Source organism: Paractinoplanes maris (genome assembly GCF_023544465.1).
GTDB lineage: Bacteria > Actinomycetota > Actinomycetes > Mycobacteriales > Micromonosporaceae > Actinoplanes > Actinoplanes maris.
The window spans coordinates 237,192-261,026 of the sequence record NZ_JALPVL010000013.1 but is presented as its reverse complement, the minus strand read 5'-3'; the positions used below and the strand labels follow the sequence as shown (position 1 = coordinate 261,026).

At 71.2% G+C, this 23,835-nt stretch carries 24 protein-coding genes; 12 read left to right on the top strand and 12 right to left on the bottom strand.

Annotated features, from left to right (window positions below):
* Positions 1-46: 46 nt before the first annotated feature.
* A complete protein-coding gene (gene aceE / locus NAG42_RS34400) occupies positions 47-2,785 on the top strand; it encodes a pyruvate dehydrogenase (acetyl-transferring), homodimeric type (RefSeq protein ID WP_308201224.1) in 2,739 nt (912 codons plus the stop codon).
* A 1-nt stretch (position 2,786) separates the two neighbouring features.
* Here aceE and NAG42_RS34395 read toward each other — a convergent pair whose 3' ends face one another.
* Both NAG42_RS34395 and NAG42_RS34390 read right to left on the bottom strand, forming a co-directional pair.
* Positions 2,787-3,167: an ArsR/SmtB family transcription factor gene (locus NAG42_RS34395; RefSeq protein WP_250036207.1), complete on the bottom strand. Its 381-nt coding sequence runs from the start codon at positions 3,165-3,167 to the stop codon at positions 2,787-2,789.
* Positions 3,168-3,175: 8 nt separating this feature from the next.
* A complete protein-coding gene (locus NAG42_RS34390) occupies positions 3,176-3,697 on the bottom strand; it encodes a dihydrofolate reductase family protein (protein WP_250036206.1) in 522 nt (173 codons plus the stop codon).
* Positions 3,698-3,908: 211 nt separating this feature from the next.
* On the opposite strand from NAG42_RS34390, the gene NAG42_RS34385 reads away from it, so the two are divergent.
* From NAG42_RS34385 to NAG42_RS34375, 3 genes are all read left to right on the top strand, one after another.
* Complete coding sequence (locus tag NAG42_RS34385; protein WP_250036205.1) at positions 3,909-5,150, top strand: MFS transporter; 1,242 nt, start codon at positions 3,909-3,911, stop codon at positions 5,148-5,150.
* 13 nt (positions 5,151-5,163) lie between these two features.
* Positions 5,164-6,576, top strand: a complete 1,413-nt coding sequence (gltX, locus tag NAG42_RS34380; RefSeq protein ID WP_250036204.1) for a glutamate--tRNA ligase — start codon at positions 5,164-5,166, stop codon at positions 6,574-6,576.
* Positions 6,577-6,900: 324 nt separating this feature from the next.
* Complete coding sequence (locus tag NAG42_RS34375) at positions 6,901-7,548, top strand: hypothetical protein (RefSeq protein ID WP_250036203.1); 648 nt, start codon at positions 6,901-6,903, stop codon at positions 7,546-7,548.
* 44 nt (positions 7,549-7,592) lie between these two features.
* On the opposite strand, the gene NAG42_RS34370 is transcribed toward NAG42_RS34375, so the two are convergent.
* The 4 genes from NAG42_RS34370 to NAG42_RS34355 all read right to left on the bottom strand — a co-directional run bounded on the left by NAG42_RS34370 (position 7,593) and on the right by NAG42_RS34355 (position 9,780).
* Entirely contained in the window at positions 7,593-8,375 is a 783-nt protein-coding gene (locus tag NAG42_RS34370) for a hypothetical protein (RefSeq protein WP_250036202.1), read from the bottom strand.
* Positions 8,372-8,851 (bottom strand): RNA polymerase sigma factor, encoded by a 480-nt coding sequence (locus NAG42_RS34365; RefSeq protein WP_250036201.1) that lies wholly within the window; start codon positions 8,849-8,851, stop codon positions 8,372-8,374. The genes NAG42_RS34370 and NAG42_RS34365 overlap by 4 nt, the downstream gene beginning before the upstream one ends.
* 46 nt (positions 8,852-8,897) lie before the next feature.
* Positions 8,898-9,455, bottom strand: coding sequence for a TetR/AcrR family transcriptional regulator (locus NAG42_RS34360; RefSeq protein ID WP_250036200.1), 558 nt, complete (start codon positions 9,453-9,455; stop codon positions 8,898-8,900).
* A 91-nt stretch (positions 9,456-9,546) separates the two neighbouring features.
* Entirely contained in the window at positions 9,547-9,780 is a 234-nt protein-coding gene (locus NAG42_RS34355) for a hypothetical protein (protein ID WP_250036199.1), read from the bottom strand.
* Positions 9,781-10,089: 309 nt separating this feature from the next.
* On the opposite strand from NAG42_RS34355, the gene NAG42_RS34350 reads away from it, so the two are divergent.
* From NAG42_RS34350 to fabF, 5 genes are all read left to right on the top strand, one after another.
* Complete coding sequence (locus tag NAG42_RS34350) at positions 10,090-11,178, top strand: PucR family transcriptional regulator (protein WP_308201228.1); 1,089 nt, start codon at positions 10,090-10,092, stop codon at positions 11,176-11,178.
* A 165-nt stretch (positions 11,179-11,343) separates the two neighbouring features.
* Entirely contained in the window at positions 11,344-12,288 is a 945-nt protein-coding gene (locus NAG42_RS34345) for an ACP S-malonyltransferase (RefSeq protein ID WP_250036195.1), read from the top strand.
* Entirely contained in the window at positions 12,285-13,235 is a 951-nt protein-coding gene (locus NAG42_RS34340) for a beta-ketoacyl-ACP synthase III (protein ID WP_250036194.1), read from the top strand. The genes NAG42_RS34345 and NAG42_RS34340 overlap by 4 nt, the downstream gene beginning before the upstream one ends.
* A gap of 48 nt (positions 13,236-13,283) precedes the next feature.
* Positions 13,284-13,526: an acyl carrier protein gene (locus tag NAG42_RS34335; protein WP_203788909.1), complete on the top strand. Its 243-nt coding sequence runs from the start codon at positions 13,284-13,286 to the stop codon at positions 13,524-13,526.
* Between the two features lies 1 nt (position 13,527).
* Complete coding sequence (fabF, locus tag NAG42_RS34330; RefSeq protein ID WP_250036192.1) at positions 13,528-14,754, top strand: beta-ketoacyl-ACP synthase II; 1,227 nt, start codon at positions 13,528-13,530, stop codon at positions 14,752-14,754.
* 207 nt (positions 14,755-14,961) lie between these two features.
* Here fabF and NAG42_RS34325 read toward each other — a convergent pair whose 3' ends face one another.
* Positions 14,962-16,713: a glycoside hydrolase family 3 protein gene (locus tag NAG42_RS34325; protein WP_250036190.1), complete on the bottom strand. Its 1,752-nt coding sequence runs from the start codon at positions 16,711-16,713 to the stop codon at positions 14,962-14,964.
* A gap of 104 nt (positions 16,714-16,817) precedes the next feature.
* Positions 16,818-17,309, bottom strand: coding sequence for a DUF3145 domain-containing protein (locus NAG42_RS34320; protein WP_250036188.1), 492 nt, complete (start codon positions 17,307-17,309; stop codon positions 16,818-16,820).
* Positions 17,310-17,543: 234 nt separating this feature from the next.
* On the opposite strand from NAG42_RS34320, the gene NAG42_RS34315 reads away from it, so the two are divergent.
* Positions 17,544-17,870 carry a hypothetical protein gene (locus NAG42_RS34315; RefSeq protein ID WP_250036186.1) on the top strand — a complete coding sequence of 109 codons (327 nt, stop codon included), beginning with the start codon at positions 17,544-17,546 and terminating at the stop codon, positions 17,868-17,870.
* Between the two features lie 114 nt (positions 17,871-17,984).
* On the opposite strand, the gene NAG42_RS34310 is transcribed toward NAG42_RS34315, so the two are convergent.
* On the bottom strand, positions 17,985-18,605 hold the full coding sequence (locus tag NAG42_RS34310) for a carbonic anhydrase (RefSeq protein ID WP_438872493.1): 621 nt from the start codon (positions 18,603-18,605) through the stop codon (positions 17,985-17,987).
* Positions 18,606-18,736: 131 nt separating this feature from the next.
* Here NAG42_RS34310 and NAG42_RS34305 point away from each other — a divergent pair, with 131 nt between their 5' ends.
* The gene (locus NAG42_RS34305; protein ID WP_438872492.1) at positions 18,737-19,732 is read left to right on the top strand and encodes an alpha/beta fold hydrolase; all 996 of its coding nucleotides are present in this window, start codon (positions 18,737-18,739) and stop codon (positions 19,730-19,732) included.
* 6 nt (positions 19,733-19,738) lie between these two features.
* Here NAG42_RS34305 and NAG42_RS34300 read toward each other — a convergent pair whose 3' ends face one another.
* Together NAG42_RS34300 and NAG42_RS34295 are read right to left on the bottom strand one after the other, a co-directional pair.
* A complete protein-coding gene (locus NAG42_RS34300; protein WP_250036183.1) occupies positions 19,739-20,203 on the bottom strand; it encodes an SRPBCC domain-containing protein in 465 nt (154 codons plus the stop codon).
* Entirely contained in the window at positions 20,200-20,529 is a 330-nt protein-coding gene (locus tag NAG42_RS34295) for an ArsR/SmtB family transcription factor (RefSeq protein ID WP_250036182.1), read from the bottom strand. Before NAG42_RS34295 ends, NAG42_RS34300 begins: the two co-directional genes overlap by 4 nt.
* Positions 20,530-20,674: 145 nt before the next feature.
* Here NAG42_RS34295 and NAG42_RS34290 point away from each other — a divergent pair, with 145 nt between their 5' ends.
* The gene (locus NAG42_RS34290; RefSeq protein ID WP_250036181.1) at positions 20,675-22,798 is read left to right on the top strand and encodes a HelD family protein; all 2,124 of its coding nucleotides are present in this window, start codon (positions 20,675-20,677) and stop codon (positions 22,796-22,798) included.
* Here the strand turns inward: NAG42_RS34290 and NAG42_RS34285 are convergent.
* Positions 22,795-23,727, bottom strand: a complete 933-nt coding sequence (locus tag NAG42_RS34285; protein ID WP_250036180.1) for an SMP-30/gluconolactonase/LRE family protein — start codon at positions 23,725-23,727, stop codon at positions 22,795-22,797. The two genes, NAG42_RS34290 and NAG42_RS34285, sit on opposite strands and share 4 nt — an antisense overlap.
* Positions 23,728-23,835 lie beyond the last annotated feature (108 nt).

Here is a 23,835-nt window from a genome sequence, read left to right as displayed (position 1 = left end):
ACACAATGGGCCGCTCGGTTCCGACACCCGACCAAGAGGAATGCCTGTGGCCACGGAGCGCAAGCGCCCGGTGATCAGTGACGGCCTGCCGAGCCAGCTTCCGGACATCGACCCCGAAGAAACCAATGAGTGGGTCGAGTCGCTCGACGGAGTCATCGACGAACGCGGCGCCAAGAGAGCCCGTTACGTTATGTTGCGCCTGCTCGAACGGGCCCGGGAGCGACAGGTCGGCGTCCCGCCCCTGACCTCCACGGACTACATCAACACGATCCCGCCCGAGCAGGAACCCTGGTTCCCCGGCGACGAGTTCGTGGAGCGCCGCATCCGGGCCTACATCCGGTGGAACGCGGCCATGCTCGTGCACCGCGCCCAGCGGCCCGAGATCGGCGTGGGTGGCCACATCTCGACGTACGCGTCGAGCGCCAGCCTCTACGAGGTCGGCATGAACCACTTCTTCCGCGGCAAGGACCACCCGGGCGGCGGCGACCACATCTTCTACCAGGGGCACGCCTCCCCCGGCATGTACGCGCGGGCCTACCTCGAGGGCCGGCTGACCACCGACCAGCTCGACGGCTTCCGCCAGGAGCTGTCGCACGCGCCCAACAGCCTGCCGTCCTACCCGCACCCGCGGCTGATGCCCAACTTCTGGGAGTTCCCCACGGTCAGCATGGGTCTCGGCCCGCTGAACGCGATCTACCAGGCCCGCTACAACCGCTACCTGCAGAACCGCGGCATCAAGGACACCAGCCAGCAGCACGTCTGGGCGTTCCTGGGCGACGGCGAGATGGACGAGGTCGAGTCGCTCGGCGCGATCGGCCTGGCCGCCCGCGAGGAGCTCGACAACCTCACCTTCGTCATCAACTGCAACCTGCAGCGTCTCGACGGCCCGGTCCGGGGCAACGGCAAGGTCATCCAGGAGCTGGAGTCGTTCTTCCGCGGCGCCGGCTGGAACGTCATCAAGGTCGTCTGGGGCCGCGAGTGGGACCCGCTGCTCGCCGCGGACACCGACGGCGCGCTGGTCAACCTCATGAACGTGACGCCCGACGGTGACTACCAGACCTACAAGGGCGAGTCCGGGGCGTACGTCCGGGAGAACTTCTTCGGCCGTGACCCGCGCACCCGCAAGCTGGTCGAGGGCATGACCGACGACGAGGTCTGGAACCTCAAGCGCGGCGGCCACGACTACAAGAAGCTGTACGCGGCCTACAAGGCGGCGACCGAGCACACCGGCCAGCCCACCGTGATCCTGGCCAAGACGATCAAGGGCTGGACGCTGGGTTCGCACTTCGAGGCGCGCAACGCCACCCACCAGATGAAGAAGCTGACGCTGGACGACCTCAAGGGCTTCCGCGACCGCCTCTACCTGGACATCAGCGACAAGCAGCTCGAGGACAACCCGTACCTTCCGCCGTATTTCCACCCCGGTGAGAAGTCCGACGAGATGCAGTACATGCTCGAGCGCCGGCGTGAGCTGGGCGGCTCGATCCCGTCGCGGCGCACCAAGGCCAAGTCGCTGAAGATCCCCGACTCGAAGGCCTTCGGCGACGTCAAGCGGGGCAGCGGCAAGCAGAAGATCGCCACCACCATGGCCTTCGTCCGCCTGCTCAAGGACCTGATGAAGGACAAGGAGTTCGGCGCCCGGTGGGTGCCGATCATCCCGGACGAGGCCCGCACGTTCGGCATGGACTCGCTCTTCCCGACCAAGAAGATCTACTCGCCGCACGGCCAGACCTACACGTCGGTCGACCGCGAGCTCTTCCTGTCGTACAAGGAGGCGACCAACGGCCAGATCCTGCACGAGGGGATCAACGAGGCCGGGTCGACCGCGAGCTTCATCGCCGCCGGCACCTCGTACGCCACGCACGACGAGCCGATGATCCCGCTCTACATCTTCTACTCGATGTTCGGGTTCCAGCGCACGGCCGACGAGCTGTGGGCGGCGGCCGACCAGATGACCCGCGGCTTCCTGCTCGGGGCCACCGCCGGGCGCACCACCCTCAACGGTGAGGGCCTGCAGCACGAGGACGGCCACTCGTTGCTGATCGCGGCGACGAACCCGGCCGTGGTGGCCTACGACCCGGCGTTCGCGTTCGAGATCGCGCACATCGTCGAGGACGGCCTGCACCGCATGTACGGCGAGAAGCAGGAGAACATCTTCTACTACCTCACCGTCTACAACGAGCCGGCCGTGCAGCCCGCCGAGCCCGCCGACCTCGACCGGGAGGGCCTGCTCAAGGGCATCTACCGGTACGCGCCGGCGGCCGAGAGCAGCGGCCCGAAGGCTCAGCTGCTGGCCTCCGGCACCGGTCTGGCCTGGGCGCTCAAGGCCCAGAACCTGCTCGCCCAGGACTGGGGTGTGAGCGCCGACGTCTGGTCGGTCACCTCGTGGACCGAGCTGCGCCGCGACGCGGTCGAGGCCGAGGAGCACAACCTGCTGCACGTCGGCGACGAGCCCCGCAAGCCCTACATCCAGCAGAAGCTGGAAGGCACCGAGGGCCCGGTCATCGCGGTGAGCGACTTCATGCGGGCCGTACCCGACCTCATCTCGCGCTGGGTGCCGAACGCCTACACGTCGCTGGGCACCGACGGCTTCGGCATGAGCGACACCCGGCACGCGCTGCGGCGGCACTTCAACGTCGACGCCGAGTCGGTCGTCGTGGCCACGCTGCGCCAGCTGGCCCTGCGCGGCAAGGTGCCGTCGCACGTGCCGGCCGAGGCGGCCAAGAAGTACGCGATCGACGACGTCAACGCGGCACCGGTCGGCGAGACCGGCGGCGACAGCTGAGTCAGACGCCGGATCCGCCCGCCCGGGCGGGTCCGGCGCTCCCGGTCCCCGTCCCGGATGACCGGGCGAGCTTTTCGAGGTGGGCGTCGAGCCGATCGAAGCGCCGGTCCCAGAAGACGCGGTAGTGGTTCATCCACTCGCTGGCCGCGCGCAGCGGCTCGGCCTCCAGCGTGCACGGCCGCCACTGGGCCTGCCGCCCCCGGGAGATCAACCCGGCCCGTTCGAGGACCTTGAGGTGTTTGGAGACGGCCGGCAACGTCATGGCGAACGGCTCGGCGATCTCGTTGACCGTGGCCGGCCCCTCGGCCAGCCGGGCCAGGATGGCCCGGCGGGTGGGATCGGCGAGCGCCGCGAAGACGACGCTCAGCTGATCCGTGGCCACCGGGGCCATCAGGCGGGGACGTAGGTGACCACGTCGACGCCCGTCTTGGTCTGCCAGGTGCCGGTGAGCGACAGGGCGATCCGGGTGCCCTCGGCCCAGAGCTTGCGGCCCTCACCCTGCACGACCGGGAAGACCATGATGCGGTACTCGTCGATCAGGTTGTGCCGGGTCAGATAGTTGACCAGGTCGGCGCTGCCGTTGATGAGCAGCGACGCGGGTCCGGCCTTGAGCTCGCGCACGGCGTCGGCGACCTCACCGGGCAGGAACGTCGCGTTCCACTCCGGCTCGGTGAGCGTGGTGGTGGCCACGTGCTTGGGCATCGCGTTCATCTTCACGCCGAAGTGGCCGGTCTCGGCCTCCATCTGCGGCCAGGCGGCCTTGAACCCCTCGTACGTCTTGCGGCCGAGCAGCAGCGCGTCGGCCTCACGAAGATTCGCGTCCTGCCAACCGGCCAGTTCGTCGTTGAAATACGGCCCGCTCCAGCCCGGCTCCTCGAAGACGCCGTCGAGAGTCACATATTCAACTGCCACGATCCTGCCCATGTCCCCGGCTCCCAGCTCGATGTTTTACCAAATGGTTAATTAGCTGAGGGGTAAATTACGGCTACGCTGTGCGGCTGTCAAGCCACGCAGGGTCTGGACCCGGCCTGTCCACTTTCCGTAAGCTCCGGGGCAAGGGGCCTTCCCGAGGGGACAGCGATCCTCTAATCTCCGAGGAAATTTCGCTTTTCGAGGAGGCCGGATGGCCGTCGCTCATGGAGTTCCGGTCCTCGCCACTCCGGTCGATCCGGTGCGTCGTTCGTGGATCGGTCTGCTCTTCGCGGCCAATCTCGGTCTCTGGATGGCCTATTTCACGCCGATCCAGATCCTGCTCCCCCTGCAGGTCGCCGAGCTCGCCCCGCAGAACAAAGAGCTCTGGCTGGGCGTGGTCACCGGCATCGGCGCGGTCGTCGCGATCGTCGTCAATCCCTTGGCCGGGGCACTGTCCGACCGCACCCGCCTCAAGCTGCTCGGCCGCCCGTACGGCCGTCGCCACGTCTGGACCCTGGCCGGCTGCATGGTCTCGGTGCTCTCCATCGCCGTGCTGGCCGAGGCACCCAACCTGCTGACCGTGACACTGGCCTGGTGCTTCGTCACCGTCGGGATCAACACGATGCTGGCCTCGCTGACCGCGGCGGTGCCCGACCGCGTCCCGGTCGTGCAGCGTGGCCTGGTCTCCGGCTGGATCGGCATGCCGCAGGCGCTCGGCCTGGTGATCGGGGCCATCCTGGTCACCGCCGTCTTCACCGACATCGGTACGGGCTACATCGCGCTCGGGCTGGGCCTGGTCGTCCTCACCACCCCGTTCGCGCTGCTCACGCAGGACGATCCACTCCCGCCGGGGCACCCGGTCAAGGTCCGCTGGAAGATCGACCTGCGCGGCAAACCCGACTACCTCTGGGCCTGGGGCACCCGTTTCCTGGTCCAGCTCGGCAACGCGCTCGGCACGCTCTACCTGCTCTACTTCCTCACCGACGCGGTCAAGCTCGAGGATCCGGACACCGGCCTGCTCTACATGATCCTGCTCTACACGGTGGGCATGATCGGCACGGCGATGCTCGGCGGCTGGCTCTCCGACCGCCTCGGCCGCCGCAAGATCTTCGTGGTCTGGTCGGGGGTGCTGATCACGATCGCCGCGACCCTGCTGGCGATCTGGCCCACCTGGGGAGTCTCGATGGTCGCGGCGCTGCTGTTCGGCGCCGGTTACGGGGTCTATCTGGCCGTCGACACCGCACTGATCACCCAGGTGCTGCCGTCCGACGGTGACCGCGCCCGCGATCTGGGCGTGGTGAACATCGCCAGTGCCGCCCCGCAGGCGCTCGGCCCCCTGCTGGCCGCCCCGATCGTGACTCATCTGGGCGGCTATCCGGCGCTGTTCGGCCTCACCGGCATCGTCACCCTGGCCGGAGCGGTGGCGGTGCTGAAAATCCGTTCAGTGGCCTAGGTACCCTTGACGGGTGACTGTTCGAGTACGCTTCGCCCCCTCCCCGACCGGGATGTTCCACGTCGGCGGCGCCCGTTCCGCACTGCAGAACTGGATCTACGCCAAGCAGCACGACGGCGTCTTCGTCCTGCGCATCGAGGACACCGACGCCGCCCGTAACCGTCCCGAGTGGACCGAGGGCATTCTCTCGGCGCTCGACTGGATCGGTATCGAACGGGGATCGTACGAGGGTCCGTACTATCAGTCCTCCTACGCCCAGGACCACACCGCCGCCGCCACCCGCCTCTACGGCGAGGGCAAGGCCTACTACTGCGACTGCAAGCGTGAGGACGTCATCGCCCGCACGGGCAACCAGCACACCGGCTACGACGGCTTCTGCCGCGACCGGGGCCTCGGGCCGGGCGAGGGGCGCGCGCTGCGCTTCCGCACGCCTGACGAGGGCGAGACCGTGGTGGAGGACCTCGTCCGCGGCAAGCCCACGTTCGAGAACAAACTGATCGAGGACTTCGTCATCGCCCGCAGCGACGGCTCCCCGCTGTTCCTGCTGGCCAATGTCGTCGACGACATGACCATGGGCATCACCCACGTGATCCGGGCCGAGGAGCACCTGCCCAACACGCCGAAGCAGCAGATGCTGTGGGAGGCGCTGGGCCACACGCCGCCGATCTGGGCCCACGTGCCGGTCATCGTCAACGAGAAGCGGCAGAAACTGTCCAAGCGCCGCGACAAGGTGGCTCTGGAGAGCTACCGCGACGAGGGCTACCTGGCCGCCGCGATGAAGAACTACCTGATGCTGCTCGGCTGGGCGCCCAGCGGCGACCGGGAGATCGTCCCGTGGCAGGTCGTCGAGGACGAGTACCGGCTCGAGGACGTCAACCACGCGTCCGCCTTCTTCGACATCAAGAAGCTGCGGGCCTTCAACGGCGACTACATCCGGGCTCTCTCGACCGAGGAGTTCATCCAGCTCTGCACGCCGTGGCTGAGCGGCACCGACACCATCCCGGCCCCGCCGTGGAGCCCGGCCGCCTTCGACGTCGACGTGTTCACCGCTGTCGCGCCGCTGGCGCAGACCCGCATCGCGGTGCTGTCCGAGATCGTGGAGTACGTCGACTTCTTCTTCCTCGACGAGCCGCCCTTCGACGAGGCGTCGTGGGCCAAGGCCATGAAGGAGGGGGCCGGCGACATCTTGGACGCCACCGTGACCGCGTTCGAGGCGCTCGAGGAGTGGGCGGCCGAGCCGCTCAAGGGCGCGCTCGAGGCGGTCGGCCTGGCCCGTGAGCTCAAGCTGGGCAAGACCCAGGCTCCCGTACGCGTCGCGGTGACCGGCCGGTCGGTCGGGCTGCCGCTGTTCGAGTCGATCGAGGTGCTCGGGCGGGAGCGCACGCTGGCCCGGCTCCGGGCCGCCCGGGAGCGCCTGAACGCCTGAAACATCCCTGTTTATCGCATAGGGGGCCCGGTCGGCCATTCGCCCGCCGCCGTAACGGTGGTGAAATCCGCTGAGCGGGTGACCGGGCCCCCCAAGCCTTGCGGGCAGTAGGTACTATTCGGCCCGCTGATCAACGGCCGTCGTCGTGTCGAACGTCATCCCCCAGATGGCACCAATTCGTCCGGCCCGAGATGCGCCCGGGCGTCCGCTCGGGAAGGCTGAAGGCCTGGGTCGCCCCACGACTGACTGTCGCGGGTGCGGTCAGCGGTGCGCGAAGCCATGTCCACCACGGGGCGGGGAGGCCGGACGATGGTTCGAGGGGCGATGACACGGTTGGTGTCGGCAGCGGGGGCGTTGGCAGTCGGTGCCGTGCTCGCGATCGGGCTCGCGCCCAGCGCCGCCCAGGCCGCACCGAAACCGGCCCCCAAGCCGACCAACGTCCAGATCGCCGGCAAGGGCATCGACAAGACGATCGTCATCACCGTGATCGAGAGCAAGCGGCTCTTCGGCAGCCTGCTGAGCGAGGTCAACTGGATGGCGTCGGCGCGGTCGCAGACCACGGCGCTCAAGGCCGACAAACTCGGCCCCAAATACACGGTCACCGTGCTGGCCAACAAGACGGCCCTGCAGACCTACGAGCTCTTCCCGATGGCGGCCGGTGGCCCGCGGGCGCACCGCCCGGTCAAGCAGCCCGGCAACAAGAAGGCCGTCGACGGCTGGTTCTACGGCCGGCTGACGATGCCCGAGACTCTGCGGGTCAGCGGCGTGCCGCTCAAGGCGAAGCCCGACGTCGTCGGCGGGGGCATCGGCGGCGGTGTCGGCGAGGATCTGGACACGACCGCCGAGAAGGCGGCCGGGGCCGGCGAGGTCCTGGGCGAGATGCGCCGGCTCTTCCTGCTCAACGGTGGCGTGCTGATGATCATTCTGGTCGGCCTGGCCGGCATCGCGTTCCTGATCCGCCGCCGGGTCTGAGGCCTGCGCCTCGCCTCGCTCCCCCGCGATCGGCAGGACGGACCTCAGTCGACGGGCGTCGGGAAGTCCGGGCACCCGTCGTCGCAGTCCTCACCGGCGTCGAAGGCGTCCAGCACCCGCTCGTCGGTGGCCACCTGCTCGACCTGCGCGCCGGTCAGCGCCGGCCGGCCACGCTGGGCGCCGGCATCGACCTCCCCCGCGGCCAGCACGGCCAGCACCTGATCCTCGCCGTTGCGCCGGGTGACGGTCTGCCGCACCTGCCGGTCCGGATCGCTCACGTCGTCATAGCGGACGAACTCCAGGCCACCCGTCCGGTCCGGCCGCGCGCACGCCTCCGGGTCGGCCGCCACGGGAAAACACCACTTCTTGCGTACGTCGAAAACGGCCACCCGGACCGTGCCGCGCGACCGCCCCTGGGCGTCGGCGATCCGGTACTGCCGCCAGCCGTCGCCCCGCCGCGCGGACGCGGGCACGATCCGCAGCCGGCGGCCCTCGAGCAGCGGCTCGACGACCGTGCGGACCCCGTCGGTCACCGGCGCCGGGGCCGGCACCCCGCTGGGCATCGGCGGTGCCGTGGCCGCGACGACGTCCCCGGGGTCGGCGGTGCCGGGCGAGATGGTGGCCGGCGGCGAGCTCAGCAGGGTGGCGGTCAGCGCGTAGCCGAGCACGACGATCAGGCCCGCGGTGCCGGCCCCGGCCAGCAGCACCGCCTGGGTCCGGCGCCGGCGCAACCGGGCAGCCCGGCGGAAGACCTCGTCGACCTCGTCGCCCAGCGGAGGCTCGCCCTCCAGCACGTGCTCGAGCAGCCGGTTCAGCGGCGCGCTCATCCGGCCATCGCTGCCTCGGACTCGCCGAGCATCTTCTCCAGCGCCGCCAGCCCGGCCCGCTCGTAGGCGGCCACCTGCTCCTCGTCGAGGTCCAGCATCGCGCCGGTGGCGTCCACGTCGAAGCCGTCCCAGTGGCGCAGCACCAGAACGGCCCGGCAGCGCGGCGTCAGCTTGTGCAGGGCGTCGAGCAGCAGGATCGACTCGGCCTCGACGCCGGCCGCACCGGGCGAGGCCACGAAGACGTGCTCGCGGCGGCGGTTGCGGCGGCGGCAGGCCTCCATGAGGTCGGCGTAGGCGTAGACGTCCGGGTCGGCCACCACACCACGCCGGCTGTCGGTCACCATGCGGGCCAGGGTGGCGCGGGTCAGCTCGGTGGCCATCCGCCAGTCGCCGCACATCAGGAACGCCGAGCGGCGCAGCTGAGGCAGACGGCTGGTCACGAAGTCGCGCAGGGCCGTGTCGTTCTCGCCGGACATAGGCCCTTTATAGGTCCCGGAATCCCCTCTTCGGTGCCGAACGGCGTTACGCCACCCGGACGGCGGCCTCCACCAGGCGTACCAGGTCGGAAAGGTCGTCCTCGAACTCGTCGTCACCCGGCCCGGGGGTCGCCGGGGCGGGCAGGCCGCCGGTGACCTCGCCGGTGACGTAGCCCAGCAGGAAGGCCAGAATCATCCGGGCCAGGCGCGGGACGTGCTCGCCGGGCACGTCGGCGTCGTGCAGGATCCCGCGCAGCGCGGCGGTCAGCCACGAGGTCGAGGCGCCGGCCGCCGAGCGGTTGAGCAGCAGCGGGAACGCGCCCGGATGACGAGCGGCCAGCCCGCGCACGGCTCGTCCCAGGGCCCGCAGGCGGCGCCGCCAGTCCGGCTCGCCCCCGTTGTCGCCGACGTCGTCCCCGAGTTCCAGGTTGAGCAGGTCGACCAGACCGTCGAGCAGGGCGTCCTTGCCGCCGACGTACGGGTAGAGGGCCATCGAGGTGAGCCCGACCCGCTCGGCCACCGCCCGCATCGACATGGCGGCGAGCCCGCGCTCGTCGACGAGAGCCAGCGCCTGGTCGAGGATCTGCCGTCTCTTGTCGTCCACCGGTTCACCGTTCCGGCTCCGGGCCCCGGCCGATGAGGACGCGCCCGGGAGCGGGCGCCCGGCTCACCCGACCGGGGTACTCAGCATGCGGTCAGCACCAACGGCCCGGCGGCCGGCCGCGGCCGGCCGCACGGCGGCGGGGTCGGACGGCGCCGTGCAGGTGACCACCGGCCCAGCCGTGCAGTTCGGTGCGGCAGCCGCCCCGGCTCGGCCCCGGGTCGTCCTGGATCATCGGAGCCGGAAGCTCCTCCACTGCCGGCACGGCGATCGCGGGAACCGGCAGCGTCTCGGCCGGCTGCGCGGGCTCGTTCTCCCGTTCCGTCATCTCGCCTCCCCTCAAGCTGTCGCGGTCTTTCATCGGCAATTCGTGGCCCGCCCTTACCCCGGACGGGTGCGAGTCTGCCGACGCTAGGACGACACCCTGCCAGGTCACCGACCGAAATCACGGCAGGGGCGCACCGCTACACCGGACTAAGAGCCCAAATCGGTATAAAACTCACCCGCTCCACGCTCGTGGCACGCTAAGGACGTGTCAGAGACCGCACGGGCCGGTGCCGCGAAGCCGCCTCCGGCCGCCACCCTGCGCCGGATCGAGCGGCACGCCGGCGCGCTGGCCACCTCGGCCGTCGCCCGGATGGACGAGACGCTGCCCTGGTTCCGCGCGCTGCCGGCCGACCAGCGGTCCTGGGTCATGCTCGTCGCCCAGGCCGGCGTCCGGTCCCTGGTCGAGTGGCTGCGCTCGGGCGGCGTGGTCGCCGAGACCACCCAGGAGATCTCCGACGACGTCTTCGCCGCGGCCCCCCGCGCCCTGGCCCGGTCACTCACGCTGACCCAGACCGTGCAACTGATCAAGGTGACCATCGACGTCGCCGAGACCGAGGTGGCCGCCCTGGCCGCACCGGGCGAGGAGGAGCCGCTGCTGCAGGCCATCCTCAAGTTCTCGCGGGAGATCGCGTTCTCGGCGGCCCGGGTCTATGCCCGCGCGGCCGAGTCGCGCGGCGCCTGGGACGCCCGCCTGCAGGCCCTGCTGGTCGACGCGCTGCTGCGGGGCGACTCGTCCGACGTGCTGGCCAGCCGGGCCGCCGCGCTGGGCTGGGCCGACGCGCCGCCGGTGGCCGTGGTGGTCGGCCGCTCGCCGGGCGGCGACATCACCGCCGTGCTGCACGCGGTCTACCGGGCGGCTCGCCGCGCCCGCATCGAGGTGATCGGCGGCGTGCACGGCGACCGCCTGGTCGTGGTCATGGGCGGCGCGACCGACCCGGTGGCCACGGCCGAGACGCTGGCGGCCAGCTTCGGCGACGGCCCGATCGTGGTCGGCCCGGCCGTGCCGTCGCTCGACCAGGCCACCGAGTCGGCCCGCGCGGCCCTGGCCGGGTTCCGGGCGGCGCCCGCCTGGCCCGGCGCCCCCAACCCGGTGGCGGCCGACGACCTGCTGCCCGAGCGGGCCCTGGCGGGCGACATGGAGGCCCGTCGGACGTTGCGGCACGACGCGTACGGGGCACTGGTCCGGGCCGGCAGCGGCCTGATCGAGACCCTGGACGCCTTCTTCGCCTCCGGCGGCGTCCTGGAGAGCGCGGCCCGCGAGCTCTACGTGCACCCGAACACGATCCGCTACCGCCTCAAGCGGGTCACCGAAGTGACCGGCCTGTCGCCGCTGGACGGGCGCGACGCGTTCGCGCTGCGCATCGCTCTGACCGTGGGCCGGCTCGATCCTGCGACGTAACTCACGGATTCCGATGAAAGATCGTTCAGGTTCCGAAGCCCCCTCGAAACGGGACTATCTGGGGCGATTCGCGGGCACGTTTGTAGGATTCCTCCAAACGCTGTCGTAGGGTTTGGTGGCCGCCGTCAACCCCGCAATCGCGACCGATCCGGAAGAGTCGAGGACGTGCTCGCCGTACTCTCCCCCGGCCAGGGTTCCCAGAAGCCCGGCTTCCTGTCCCCCTGGCTCGATCTGCCCGGCGCCGAGGCCAAGTTGCGCTGGTGGTCGGCTCTGGCCGGCGTCGACCTGGTGCACCTCGGCACCGCGGCCGACGCCGACGAGATCAAGGACACCGCCCGCACCCAGCCCCTGCTGGTCGCCGCGTCGCTGCTCGCCGCGAGTGAGCTGCCGCTGAGCGGCGTCGACGTGGTCGCCGGGCACAGCGTCGGCGAGCTGGGCGCCACCGCCATCGCCGGGGTGCTGCCCGCCGAGGCCGCGATCGCGCTGGCCGGCGTGCGGGGCCGCGAGATGGCCGCCGCCTGCGCCCTCGAGCCGACCGGCATGAGCGCCGTGCTGGGCGGCGACCCCGACGAGGTGCTGGCCGCGATCGAGAAGCACGGGCTGCACCCGGCCAACTTCAACGCCACCGGTCAGGTCGTCGCGGCGGGCTCGCTCGACGGGCTGGCCGCCCTGGCCGAGGAGCCCCCGGCCAAGGCCCGGGTCCGGGCCCTCGAGGTGGCCGGGGCCTTCCATACGCCCTACATGGCGCCCGCCGAGGCCGCGCTGTCCGCGCTGGCCGGCGGCGTCACCGTGGCCGACCCGGTCCGCACCCTGCTGTCCGACCTCGACGGCACCGCCGTCGCCGGTGGCCGCGACATGGTCGAGCGCCTGGTCCGCCAGGTGACCGCGCCGGTCCGCTGGGACCTGGTGATGCGGACGCTGGCCGGCCTCGGCGTCACCGGGGTGCTCGAACTCCCGCCCGCCGGCACCCTGGCCGGCCTGGTCAAGCGCGAGCTCAAGGGCGATGGGGCCCCCGAGATCGTCACCCTCAACACGCCGGACGACCTGCCCGCCGCCCAGGATCTGATCGCCCGGCACGGTGGACACCCGATCGAAGGAGCAACACGATGACCGCGGGCACCCGCATTCTTGCGATGGGGCACTATCAGCCCTCGCGCGTCGTCACCAACGACGACCTGGCGTCGACGATCGACACCAACGACGAGTGGATCAAGAGCCGGGTCGGCATCGCCGAGCGGCGCATCGCCGACGGCGAGTCGGTGGCCGACATGGCCACGTTCGCCGCCGAGAAGGCGCTGGCCGCCTCGGGCCTGACCGCCGCCGACATCGACCTGGTCACCGTGGCCACCTGCTCGGCGATCGACCGCTGCCCCAACGTGGCCACCCGGGTCGCGGCCCGCCTCGGCATCACCGCCCCGGCCGCCTACGACCTCAACACGGCCTGCTCCGGCTTCTCGTACGCCCTGGGCACGGCCGACCACGCCATCCGGGCCGGCGCCTCGCGCAACGCCCTGGTCATCGGGGCCGAGAAGCTGTCGGACGTCACCGACTGGACCAACCGCACCACCGCCGTCCTGTTCGGCGACGGCGCCGGCGCCGCGATCGTCACCGGTGTGGCCGACGGCGAGCAGCCCGGCATCGGCCCGGTGCTGTGGGGCTCGGCCCCCGACAAGGGCGACGCGCTGCGCATCGAGGGCTGGCAGCCCTACATCGAGCAGGACGGCCAGACGGTCTTCCGCTGGGCCACCACCGCGCTCGCCCCGTTCGCGCTCGAGACCTGCGAGAAGGCCGGCATCAAGCCCTCCGAGCTGGCCGCCTTCGTGCCCCACCAGGCCAACACCCGGATCATCGACGGCATCGTCAAGCGGCTCGGCCTGGGCCCCGAGGTCGTCGTGGCCAAGGACATCGTGCACTCCGGCAACACCTCCGCGGCCAGTGTGCCGCTGGCCCTGTCCAAGATGATCGAGAGCGGCGAGGTGGCCTCCGGCGCCCCGGTCCTGCTCTTCGGCTTCGGCGGCGGCCTCACCTACGCCGGCCAGGTCATTCGCTGTCCGTAAGCGTCTACCGGCCGGAACAGTCCCCACCATTGAGAGGAACTACCAGTAATGGCTACTCGCGAAGAGATCACCTCGGGCCTCGCCGAAATCCTCGAGGAGGTCGCCGGGGTGAACCCGGATGACGTCGCCGAGGAGAAGTCCTTCACCGACGACCTGGACGTCGACTCGCTCTCCATGGTCGAGGTCGTGGTGGCCGCCGAGGAGAAGTTCGGCGTCAAGATCCCCGACAACGAGGTCCAGAACCTCAAGACCGTCGGCGACGCCGTGACCTACATCGAGGCGAACCACTGACATGAGCAACGTCGACGTCGTCGTCACCGGGCTCGGCGCGACCACCCCGTTGGGCGGGGACGTCGCGTCCACCTGGGACGCCTTGCTCGCCGGCCGCTCCGGGGTGGGACGCCTCACCCTGGAGTGGGCCGAGCAGCTCACAGTGAAGATCGGGGCCCAGCTCAAGGTCGACCCGTCCGAGGTCATCGAGCGGGTGCGGATGCGCCGGCTCGACCGCTCCGAGGCGATCGCGCTGATCGCCGCGAAGCAGGCCTGGGCCGACGCCGGCCTCGAGGATGCCGGTCTCGACAAGGAGCGCCTGGCCGTCAGCTTCGGCAGCGGCATAGGGGGTGCGCTCACGCTGCTCAACCAGGACGACATCCTCGAGGAGTCGGGGCAGCGTAAGGTCAGCCCGCACACGGTGCCGATGCTCATGCCCAACGGCCCCGCGGCCTGGGTCGGCATCGAGCTCGGCGCGCAGGCCGGGGTGCACGCCATGGCCAGCGCCTGCGCGACCGGCGCCGAGGCCATGTCGCTGGGCCTCGACATCATCCGGTCCGGCCGGGCCGACGTGGTCGTCGCCGGCGGCACCGAAGCGGTGATCCACCCGCTGCCGTACGCGGGGTTCGCCAACATGCGGGCCATGTCGACCCGCAACGACGAGCCGGAGAAGGCCTCCCGCCCGTGGGACAAGGGCCGCGACGGCTTCGTGTTCGGCGAGGGCGCGGGCGCGCTGGTGCTCGAGCGGGCCGACCACGCCCAGGCCCGCGGCGCGCGGATCTACGCGCGTCTGGCCGGGGCCGGCATCACGTCGGACGGCTACGACATCGTGCAGCCGGACCCGGAGTGCAAGGGCGGCGCCCGAGCGATGGCCAAGGCGATCCGCGACGCCGGGCTCACCGGCGCCGACATCGTTCACGTCAACGCGCACGCCACCTCGACCCCGGTCGGCGACATGGGCGAGATCATCGGCATCAAGTCGGCGATCGGCACCCACCCGGTGATCACCTCGACCAAGTCGATGTCCGGCCACCTGCTGGGCGCGGCCGGGGCGCTCGAGTCGATCGCCACCATCCTGGCCATCCGGGACAGCGTGGTTCCCCCCACGATCAACCTGGACGACCCGGACGACAAGCTCGACCTCGACGTGGCGGCGCACAAGGCCCGCCAGCTCGACATCCCCGCCGCCATGAACAATTCGTTCGGCTTCGGCGGTCACAACGTGGCGCTGGTCTTCACCCGCGCCTGAGCCGCACCATCGAGGGCCCGGTCGCTTCGCGCGGCCGGGCCTTTCGGCTCTCCGACAGACAAGGACGGGCGCGAGCCGCCCGGTCACCACGGAGCGCGGGCGGCCGGTCACGACGGAGCGCGGGCCGCCCGGTCACCACGGAGCGCGGGCGCAGGCCGCCCGGACACGACGGAGCGCAGGCGCAGGCCGCCCGGTCACTACTGAGCGTCAGCAGGCCGTACGAGGCAGGCCGGTGACCGCCACCGGGGACTTGCCGGGGGCCTTGGCCCGGCCGGCCAGCACGGCGGCCAGGGCGGTCAGCGAGAGCTTGCTGGACGAATACGTGGCGACCAGCACCGGCGACTTGGCCGAGGCCAGCAGGTGCGGGGTGTCCATCATGACCGTGACCCGGGCGGCCGGGTCGAGGTCGACGGACTTGTCCCCGTACCCGACGAGCCGGACCACCGTCCCACCCGCCGCCCGTACCTGGACGCCCTGAGCCTGCAGCGCGCGGACCAGGTTGACCCGCGCCACCTCGCGTCCGCCGGACGCGGTGACCGTGACCGGGCCGGTCAGCAGCGGCCCCGAGCAGGGCCCGCGCAGCACGGTGATCGAGGCCGCGTCGAGGGCCCCGACCGCCTTTTGGTGCTCGGGTGAGCCGACCACGGCCAGCTCGGGCCGGGGGGCCGGGGCGGTGCGGAACTTCAGGGTGAGGATGCGGGTGACCGCCTCGAGCAGGCGCTCCTTCGTGAGCGAGCCGTCCTTGAGCGCGGCCAGGATGCCGTCGCGGGCGCCGCCGATGCTGGGAGGCATGAGCAGCATGTCGTTGCCGGCGTTGAGGGCGCGCACCGCGGCCTCGCCGGGCGCCCACTTCATCGCGGGCGGCATGTTCATCGCGTCGGTCATCGCCACGCCGTTGAACTTCAGCTGCCCGCGGAGCACGTCGGTCATGATCTTTTTGGAGAAGGTGGCCGGCACGCCCTTGTCCAGCGCCTGCAGGTCGAGGTGGCCGGACATGACCACACCCGCCCCCGCGCCCACGCCGGACCGGAAGGGCGGCAGGTCCTGGGTCGTCCAGGCGGCCTTGCTCTGGGCCACCACCGGAAGGCCCTCGTGGCTGTCACCGCTGGTGTGCCCGTGGCCCGGGAAGTGCTTGAGGCCGGCCGCCACGCCGGCGCCCTCGAGCCCGCGGACGGCCGCGGCGACCTGCTGGGAGTTCGCCCCGGGGTCGGAGCCGAAGGCGCGCGAGCCGATCACCGTGTTGGCCGGCGGGCCGAGCGTGTCGGCGACCGGCGCGAAGTCCACCGTGATACCCATCGCGGCCAGTTCCCGGCCGGCCGCCCGCCAGGCCGCCTCGGTCAGCTTCGGCTGCGCCGCGGCGCCCGCCCCCATCGCCGACGGCAGCATGGTGACGCCCTCGGTGATGCGCGTGACCACCCCGTACTCCTGGTCGGTGCCGATCATCAGCGGGACCCCGCCGGGCAGGGCGAGCGCGGCCGCCTGGAGGCCGTCGGTGAGCTCGCGCACCTGCTTCGGGTTCTCGACGTTCGTGGTGGGGTTGGTGGCGCCGGTCGGGTCCTTCGCGGTGAAGCCGACGAGGATCAGGCCGCCCAGGTGATATTTGGCGATCATCTCGGCCGGTGTGCTCACCCCGGCCAGGCTCTGATTGCCGGCCGCCGAGCCTTTGTCGACGGCCGTGGCGGAGCTGCCGTAGGCGTACGGCATCAGCACCTGACCGGCCAGGTCGGCGTCGCTCATGGCGGCCACAGCGGCGGCGGCCCGCGCCGACGGATCACCCGCCGGGCTCGGGCTGCCGGTCGAGGCGGCGATCGAGGGCGGCGGCGCGGCCGGGGCGCTCGCCACCGGGCCGGGCTCGTCGTCCGAGCCGCACGCGGTCACTGTGAACAGCAAGGATGCGACCAGGGCGGCGCGCACGACCGCCGACTTCTTCACGCCCGCCGGATTCATCACGCCCGCCATCGAATCAGGACACGGGCGACCCGGCACCCCGGGGGCCCGGATCACACCCGTACGGCGTGGCGAGCACACCGGGGCCACCGAAGTGGATCATGATCAGGACGCGGTCAGCCGACCCGGGTCAGCAGCGTCACCGGGGCGCCGTCGCCGGCGTACCGGTACGGCTCCAGCTCGGCGTCCCAGGCCGTGCCGAGCGCTTTCTCCAGGGCGTGCGAGAGCGCCTCCGGCGCCCGCGCGGAGGCCATGATGGAGCGCAGCCTGTCCTCGCCGATCTGGATGTCGCCCGACGCGCCCATGATCCCGTGAAAGAGGCCGCGACCGGGAACGTGCATGAAACGCTCGCCGTCGACGCCCGGACTCGGTTCCTCGGTCACCTCGAAACGGATCATGGGCCACTGCCGTAGGGCAGCAGCCAGCTCGGCGCCAGTACCGGCGCGTCCGGTCCAGCTGCACTCGGCGCGCCGCATGCCGGGATCGACCGGCTGCGCCGTCCAGTGCAGGGTGACCGGCGCGGTCAGTACGCGCGCGATCGCCCACTCGACGTGCTGGCACACGGCGAGTGGAGTCGAGTGGACGTATACGACGCCACACGTTGGCACGGTGACCTCCCGGAGACCGAGGTGCGTCTTCCCCTACGACCTCGACCGCGGTTGATCGTGTCCCATGATGCCGGTTGGTACGGATGGTGCGCCAGAGAATCGGCAACATCGACATCGGCTCGGCCGTAGTGGCACACCCTGACCAACGCTTCAACCTGCTCGGACGGCACGGTCCCGCAGACATCGTGTAGAGTTACGAGGGCCTTTTTTCTGCTTTTCTCAAGGAGTCCCGCCGTGGCGAGCAACACCTCAAAGACCGCCCGCGCATCAGTCCGCGCGGGCCAGGGATCCGGCGGCGCGCTCAGCGTGCTCGGCGAGTACAAGTACGTCATCCCGCTCGCCCAGGGTCGCTTCGCGTATGTGCGGAACCTGACCAATGGCAAGACCGCGCACCTCAAGACCGACTCGGACGCCTTCGTCGAGGAGATCCGCGTGCTGGCGGCCGCCGGCCACGGCACCAAGATCCGGGCCGAGCTGTCCGCTCTCGACGAGGCTCACCCGCAGGACGGCTGGGGCGCAACCGAGAAGCGCCTCGCCGACGCCGGCGTCTTCGAGGGCTGAGCGTTCCCTCACCGACAGGCGCCTGCCGGCCTCCGGGTCGGCGGGCGCCTTTTCGCACGCTCCGAAGATCGGCGCATGGAGATCAACGGGGCATCTTCACGACTTAACGGACGATCAGGGCAGTAGGTCGACCAGGCCCGTGTCGAGGTCGTAGACGGCCCCCACGATGCCGGCCCGCCCGGTGGTCACCGCGTCGGCCACCACGTCGACGGCCTGCAGGCGGCGCACTGTGCGCCCCACGTGGGCCCGCATCGCCTTCTCCGGAGCGTCGGCATCCTCGACTCCCACGGCGCGGACGGCCGGGGCGATCTCGTCGACCAGGTAGCCGATGTCGCCGGCCGGCACCTCGCCCGCCCGCAGGGCGGCAACCGTGGCTTTCACGGCCCCGCAGCGCTTGTGGCCCAGCACCATGATCAGCGGCACGCCCAGCTCGGCGACCGCGAAGCCGACCGAGCCCAGCACCGCGCGGTCGACCACGTGCGCGCCCGAGCGCACCACGCAGATCGACCCGAAAGTCTGGTCGAAGATCGCCTCGAGCGGCACCCGCGAGTCGATGCACCCGAGGACCACGGCGTGCGGCTGCTGGCGGCCGGAGGCCGCGGCGGCCGCCGACACCTGATGCCCGTGCTCGGGGCGGCCGCTGACGAACCGTTTGTTTCCCGCGATCAGCTCGGCCAGAGCTTCGTCGGCATTCGCGATCGGCACGGAGGGCCCCGTCGACGGGTCGGTCGTCATACGAGTGATTCTCACCCAATTCGGTCCCATGGACAGCGAGTGCGAGCCAACTCACGTTCAGCTAGCCACTTTCCGCCCTGGCGGCCCCTGTGGGCCGAATCTCCCAGTGGCTTTTCGGGTGATCGCGAGTGATGCTTATTACCCGTGGGTACAACGGGGTCGTGCGGATCTCGGAGGTGCCCATGTCGGAGTTCACTCTTTCCGACGGCGTCGGGTTGCACGTCGACGTGCACGGCCCGGCGGACGCGCCGGTCACGGTGGTGCTGATGCACGGCTGGTGCCAGGACAGACGGACGTGGCAGCGCCAGGTCGCCGCCCTCCGGGTGCTCGGCGTCCGCCGCCCCCGCGTGATCGCTTACGACGCCCGCGGCCACGGCCGCTCGGGCGCCACCCGGCTCGCCGGCGCCACCCTGGGCCGGCTCGGCGACGACCTGGCCGAGGTGCTGCGCCACTACGCCCCCACCGGCCCGATCGTGCTCGGCGGCCACTCGCTGGGCGGCATGACGATCATGGAATTCGCGCACGCCCACCCCGAGCTCTTCGCCGAACGGGTGGCCGGCCTGCTCTTCGTCTCCACCACCGCTGAGGGCCACACGCACACCCAGTACGGCCTGCCGACCCGGCTCGCGGCCCTGCTCCGGGCCGGCGAGACCGTCGGGGCGGGCCTGCTGGCCCGATCCGGGCCGTGGTGCCCACACCGGGCGCTGGCCCCTGTCCTGCGGCCGGCGGTGCGCTGGCTGCTCTTCGGCGACGAATACGACGAGGCCGACCTCGACCTGGCCATGCACGCCTTCGGCCGGGCCCCGCTGCGCTCGATCGGCGCCTTCCGCCCCTCGATCGGCGCCCAGCAGCGCCTGGACACCCTGGCCCAGCTCGGCGACGTGCCGGCCGCGGTGCTGGTCGGCCGGCGCGACCGCCTCACCCCACCAGCGTGCGCCGAGTCGATCGCTCAGGCCCTGCCCTACGCCGACCTGAACGTCCTGCCCGGCGCCGGTCACATGCTGCCGCTGGAGCGGCCGCACGAGGTCTCGGCCGCGCTGACCGCCATCGTCGAGCGCGTCACCCCGGCCAAGAGCCGCCGCCGGACCAGGACGCGGTCGGCCGCCCAGCTCAAGAAGGCGGCGTAGCGGACCTCAGTCGGTCAGCGACTTGCCCAGGGCGTCCATCAGATACTCCGTGCCGGCCCGGCGCTGCTCCGGCTTGTCCAGGCCGTCCAGATAGACGCCCTGCTCGGTGATCGCGAAGTCGGTGCCGCCGGACGCGCCGGGCCGGAACTCCACGGTCACCACCGAGACCGAGATGCGGACGCCGTTCAGGGCCATCTCGTACGTGTAGACCAGGCGCTCGGCCGGGACGATCTCGGTGTAGGTGGCGGCGAAGCCGTACCGGTTGCCGTCGGGCGACACCGTCGTGGCCGTCTCCCGGCCGCCCTCGCTGAAGTCGAAGGAGACGCCCTCCTGGGTGGCCGCCGGGTCGGGCGAGCCGAACCATCGGGCCTTGGCCTCCGGATCGGCGAAGGCCCGGAACACCCGGTCCGGCGTGGCCGCGAAGTGGCGCTCGATCCGGAACGTGTCGTGCTGGGCTGTGCGGGTGGTCATGAGTCTTCTCCTTGCAGGAAGTCGTCGAGGCGGTCGAGGCGGCTCATCCATCCGGCCCGGCGGTCGGCGATCCACTGCTCGGCGGCGGTCAGCGCGGCCGGCTCGAGGTAGCACGTGCGCACCCGGCCGGTCTTCTGCGAGCGCACCAGCCCGCTCTCCTCGAGCACGCGCAGGTGCTGCAGGACCGCCGGCAGCGACATGACCAGCGGCTCGGCCAGTTGTTTGACCGTGGCCGGGCCGTGGCTGAGCCGGTCGACCATGCTGCGGCGGTTGCCGTCGGCGAGGGCCGCGTACATCAGATCGAGCGGGGACGAATGGTTAAGCACCTGCTTAAGTATTGGGTCAATCACGCCGATGTCAAGGCCGGGTGAGACGCGACCGCCTCGGGAGGAGTAGGTTCGAGTGCTCCCTTTGTGCGAGCACGCTGCCCGAACGCGTGCACCGGGGGCCGGAAAGAGAGATTCACTTCAGTTGAGCGACGCCACCGTTCTTCAGCAGGAGATCGCGGTCGAGCAGCAGCACGTCGACCGCGTCTATGCCCGGCTCGCCGAGCTCCGCCGCGACGCCTCACGCGCCGAGAAGGAGGGCTATCAGCTCGCCGGGGTGGGCACGTTCGGTGCCCTGGTCGAGCGGGACGCGATGGTCTTCCATGCCGCCCGCCGCCGGCACGCCCTCGACACCGAGTACGAGGGCCTGGTCTTCGGCCGCCTCGACCTGGGCACGGGGGCCACCCACTACGTCGGCCGCATGGGCATCCGCGACGACAGCTCGCAGCCGCTGGTCGTGGACTGGCGCGCGCCGGCCGCCGCCGCCTTCTACCGCGCCACCCCGGCCGACCCGCTCGGCGTCGTCCGGCGCCGGATGATCCAGTCGAGCCGCGAGCGGGTCACCGGCATCGAGGACGACCTGCTCGACCCGGAGGCGGCACCGCCCGACATGCGGGTCGTGGGTGACGGCGCCCTGCTGGCCAGCCTGTCCAAGGCCACCGGGCACGGCATGCGCGACATCGTCTCGACGATCCAGCGGGAGCAGGACGACGCGATCCGCTCCCCCGCCTCCGGGGTGACCATCGTCACCGGCGGCCCGGGCACCGGCAAGACCGCGGTCGCCCTGCACCGGGCGGCCTACCTGCTCTACTCCGACCGCAGCCGGTTCGCCGGCGGCGGCATCCTGGTGGTCGGGCCGTCCGGCGTCTTCGTCGGCTACATCGCGACCGTGCTGCCCTCCCTCGGCGAGGACAGCGCCACCCTGCGCTCGCTCGGCTCGATGGTGCCCGGTTTCGACGCCACCCGGGTCGACTCGACCGACGTCGCCGCGATCAAGGGCTCGCTGCGCATGCGGCGGGTGCTCGAGCGCGCCTCGCACGACGCCGTGCCCGGCGCCCCGAGCGAGCTGCGCCTGCTCTACCGCGGCACGCTGCTCAAGCTCGACGCGGCCGACCTCGACCGCATCCGGCGCGCGGCCCTGCCCCGCGGTGCCCGGCGCAACGAGGTCCGCGGCGCCGGCTTCGACCGCCTGTTCGACGCGCTCTGGGCCCAGGCCCGGCAGCACAAGGTCAGCGGCCTGCCCGAGAAGCGCGAGTTCGAGGCGGAGCTGGCCGACCGGAACGACTTCCGCGCGTTCCTCAAGGCCTGGTGGCCGCGGTTCACGCCGATGCGGGTGCTGCGGTGGCTGGCCGATCCGGCCCGCCTCCGGGCGTACACAAATGGTCTGCTCTCCAAGGACGAGATCGGGCGCCTGCAGGGGTCGTTCGACCGGCTGGCCGACCAGGGCCCGACGATCGCCGACGTGGCCCTGCTCGACGAGCTGGACGAGCTGATGGGCCGTCCCCGGCAGCCGCAGCGCAAGTCGAAGAACCCGTTCCACGTGCGCGACGGCGTCCAGGAGGTCAGCACGTTCGCCGACCGCCAGGCGGCCCAGCGGGTCCAGCACGCGCAGCGCGAGGAGGACTACCGCGATTACGCGCACGTGGTGGTGGACGAGTCGCAGGACGTCTCGCCGATGCAGTGGCGCATGATCGGGCGCCGCGGCTCGTACGCGTCCTGGACGATCGTCGGCGACCCGGCGCAGACCGCCTGGTCGGGCGACCCGGAGGAGCTCGACCGGGCCCGGGAGCGCGCGCTCGGCTCCCGTAAGCGCAACAGCTACGCGCTGACCACCAACTACCGGAACTCGTCGGAGATCTTCGAGGTGGCCGCCTCGGTGATCCGGGTGATCATGCCGGATCTGCCGCTGCCGACCGCCGTACGCAGCACCGGGGTGGACCCGGTCGACCTGGTGACCGACGCGGCCAGGCTGCCCGGCCTGGTGCGCGAGATGACCGAGAAGCAGCTGACCGACGTCGACGGGACGATCGGGGTGATCACTCCGGTGGCGCGTCGTGACGAGATGGCCGGCTGGGTGGCCGGCCTGCCGGAACGGGTCCAGGTGGTCACGGCGCTGGAGGCCAAGGGCATGGAGTACGACGCGGTGGTGCTGGTCGAGCCGAACTCCCTGACCAGGGATCCGGCCGGCATTCGCACCCTCTACGTCGCGCTCTCCCGGGCCACCCAGCGCCTGACCACCATCGGAACCGATCGGGACTGGCGCCCCTAGGGGATGGGCACGGCCACGGCGTTGTAAGCAGTGGTCGGCGTGGGCGTGGTCGTGAAGCGGGCGTTCGGCAGGTAGAACCGCTTGCCGTACTCCGCGATCGTGGTCGGCACGTCGAACGAGGCGCTGCCGGTCCGCGAGACGACCAGGCCCACGGTGGCCTTGTGGTCCAGCGCGACCTTGGCGATCACGTTGAGCCGGTTCTGCACCACATAGAGCGTGCGGCCCTTCAGCCACAGGCCGTCGCCGTTCACGACTGTCTCGGCGCCGAGCTTGATCTCGGTGCTGCGGCCGTCGTAACCGACCCGGAAGAGCTTGCCGAGGTTGGACTGCACGACGATCAGGCCGCGGCCGTCGGGCGTACGGGAGATGCCGTTGGCGTTGTTGCCCTCGGCGTATTCGATGTCACCGCTGAGCGGCACGGCGACCGCCTGGGCCGGGAGGCTGCCCTTCTTGCCGAGCGGCAGCTTCCAGAGCACCGGGTTGGCCGAGTCGGTGAACCAGGCGGCGTCGCGGGTGAGCACGACGTCGTTGATGAACCAGGCCGAGGTGCCCGGGGCCTTGAGCGTGTAGGACTTCAGGATCCGGCCGCTGCGCAGGTCGATCACGCGGGCGCTGCCCGCGCTGCCGCCGGCCACGAACAGCCGGTGGTCGTCGATTTTGAGGCCGAGTGACGGGTTGCCGGCGCCCGGGCCCTGGCTGAACACCGAGCCCTGACCGGTGCGCAGGCTGACCCGGTAGATGTCGCCGTCGACGCGGGAGCCGAAGTAGGCGTACGGCTTCTCCCCGATGGCGATGCCCTCGGGCTGGAAGCCGGCCGGCAGCGCCAGTGCGGCGGGCCATCGCTGAGCGGAATGGGCCGAGGCCGGTGCGGCGCCGGCCACCACGGCGAGGACAGTGGAGATGACAATCGCGAGAGTACGTCTGGACACGGATTTCCTTTCCAGGCGGAACGTGCTGTCAGTCACTCCATACCCCGGTTTCGACAGCTGAGTTCAACTTGCACACATAGCGATGTACGCATACATTGGCCGGGGCGC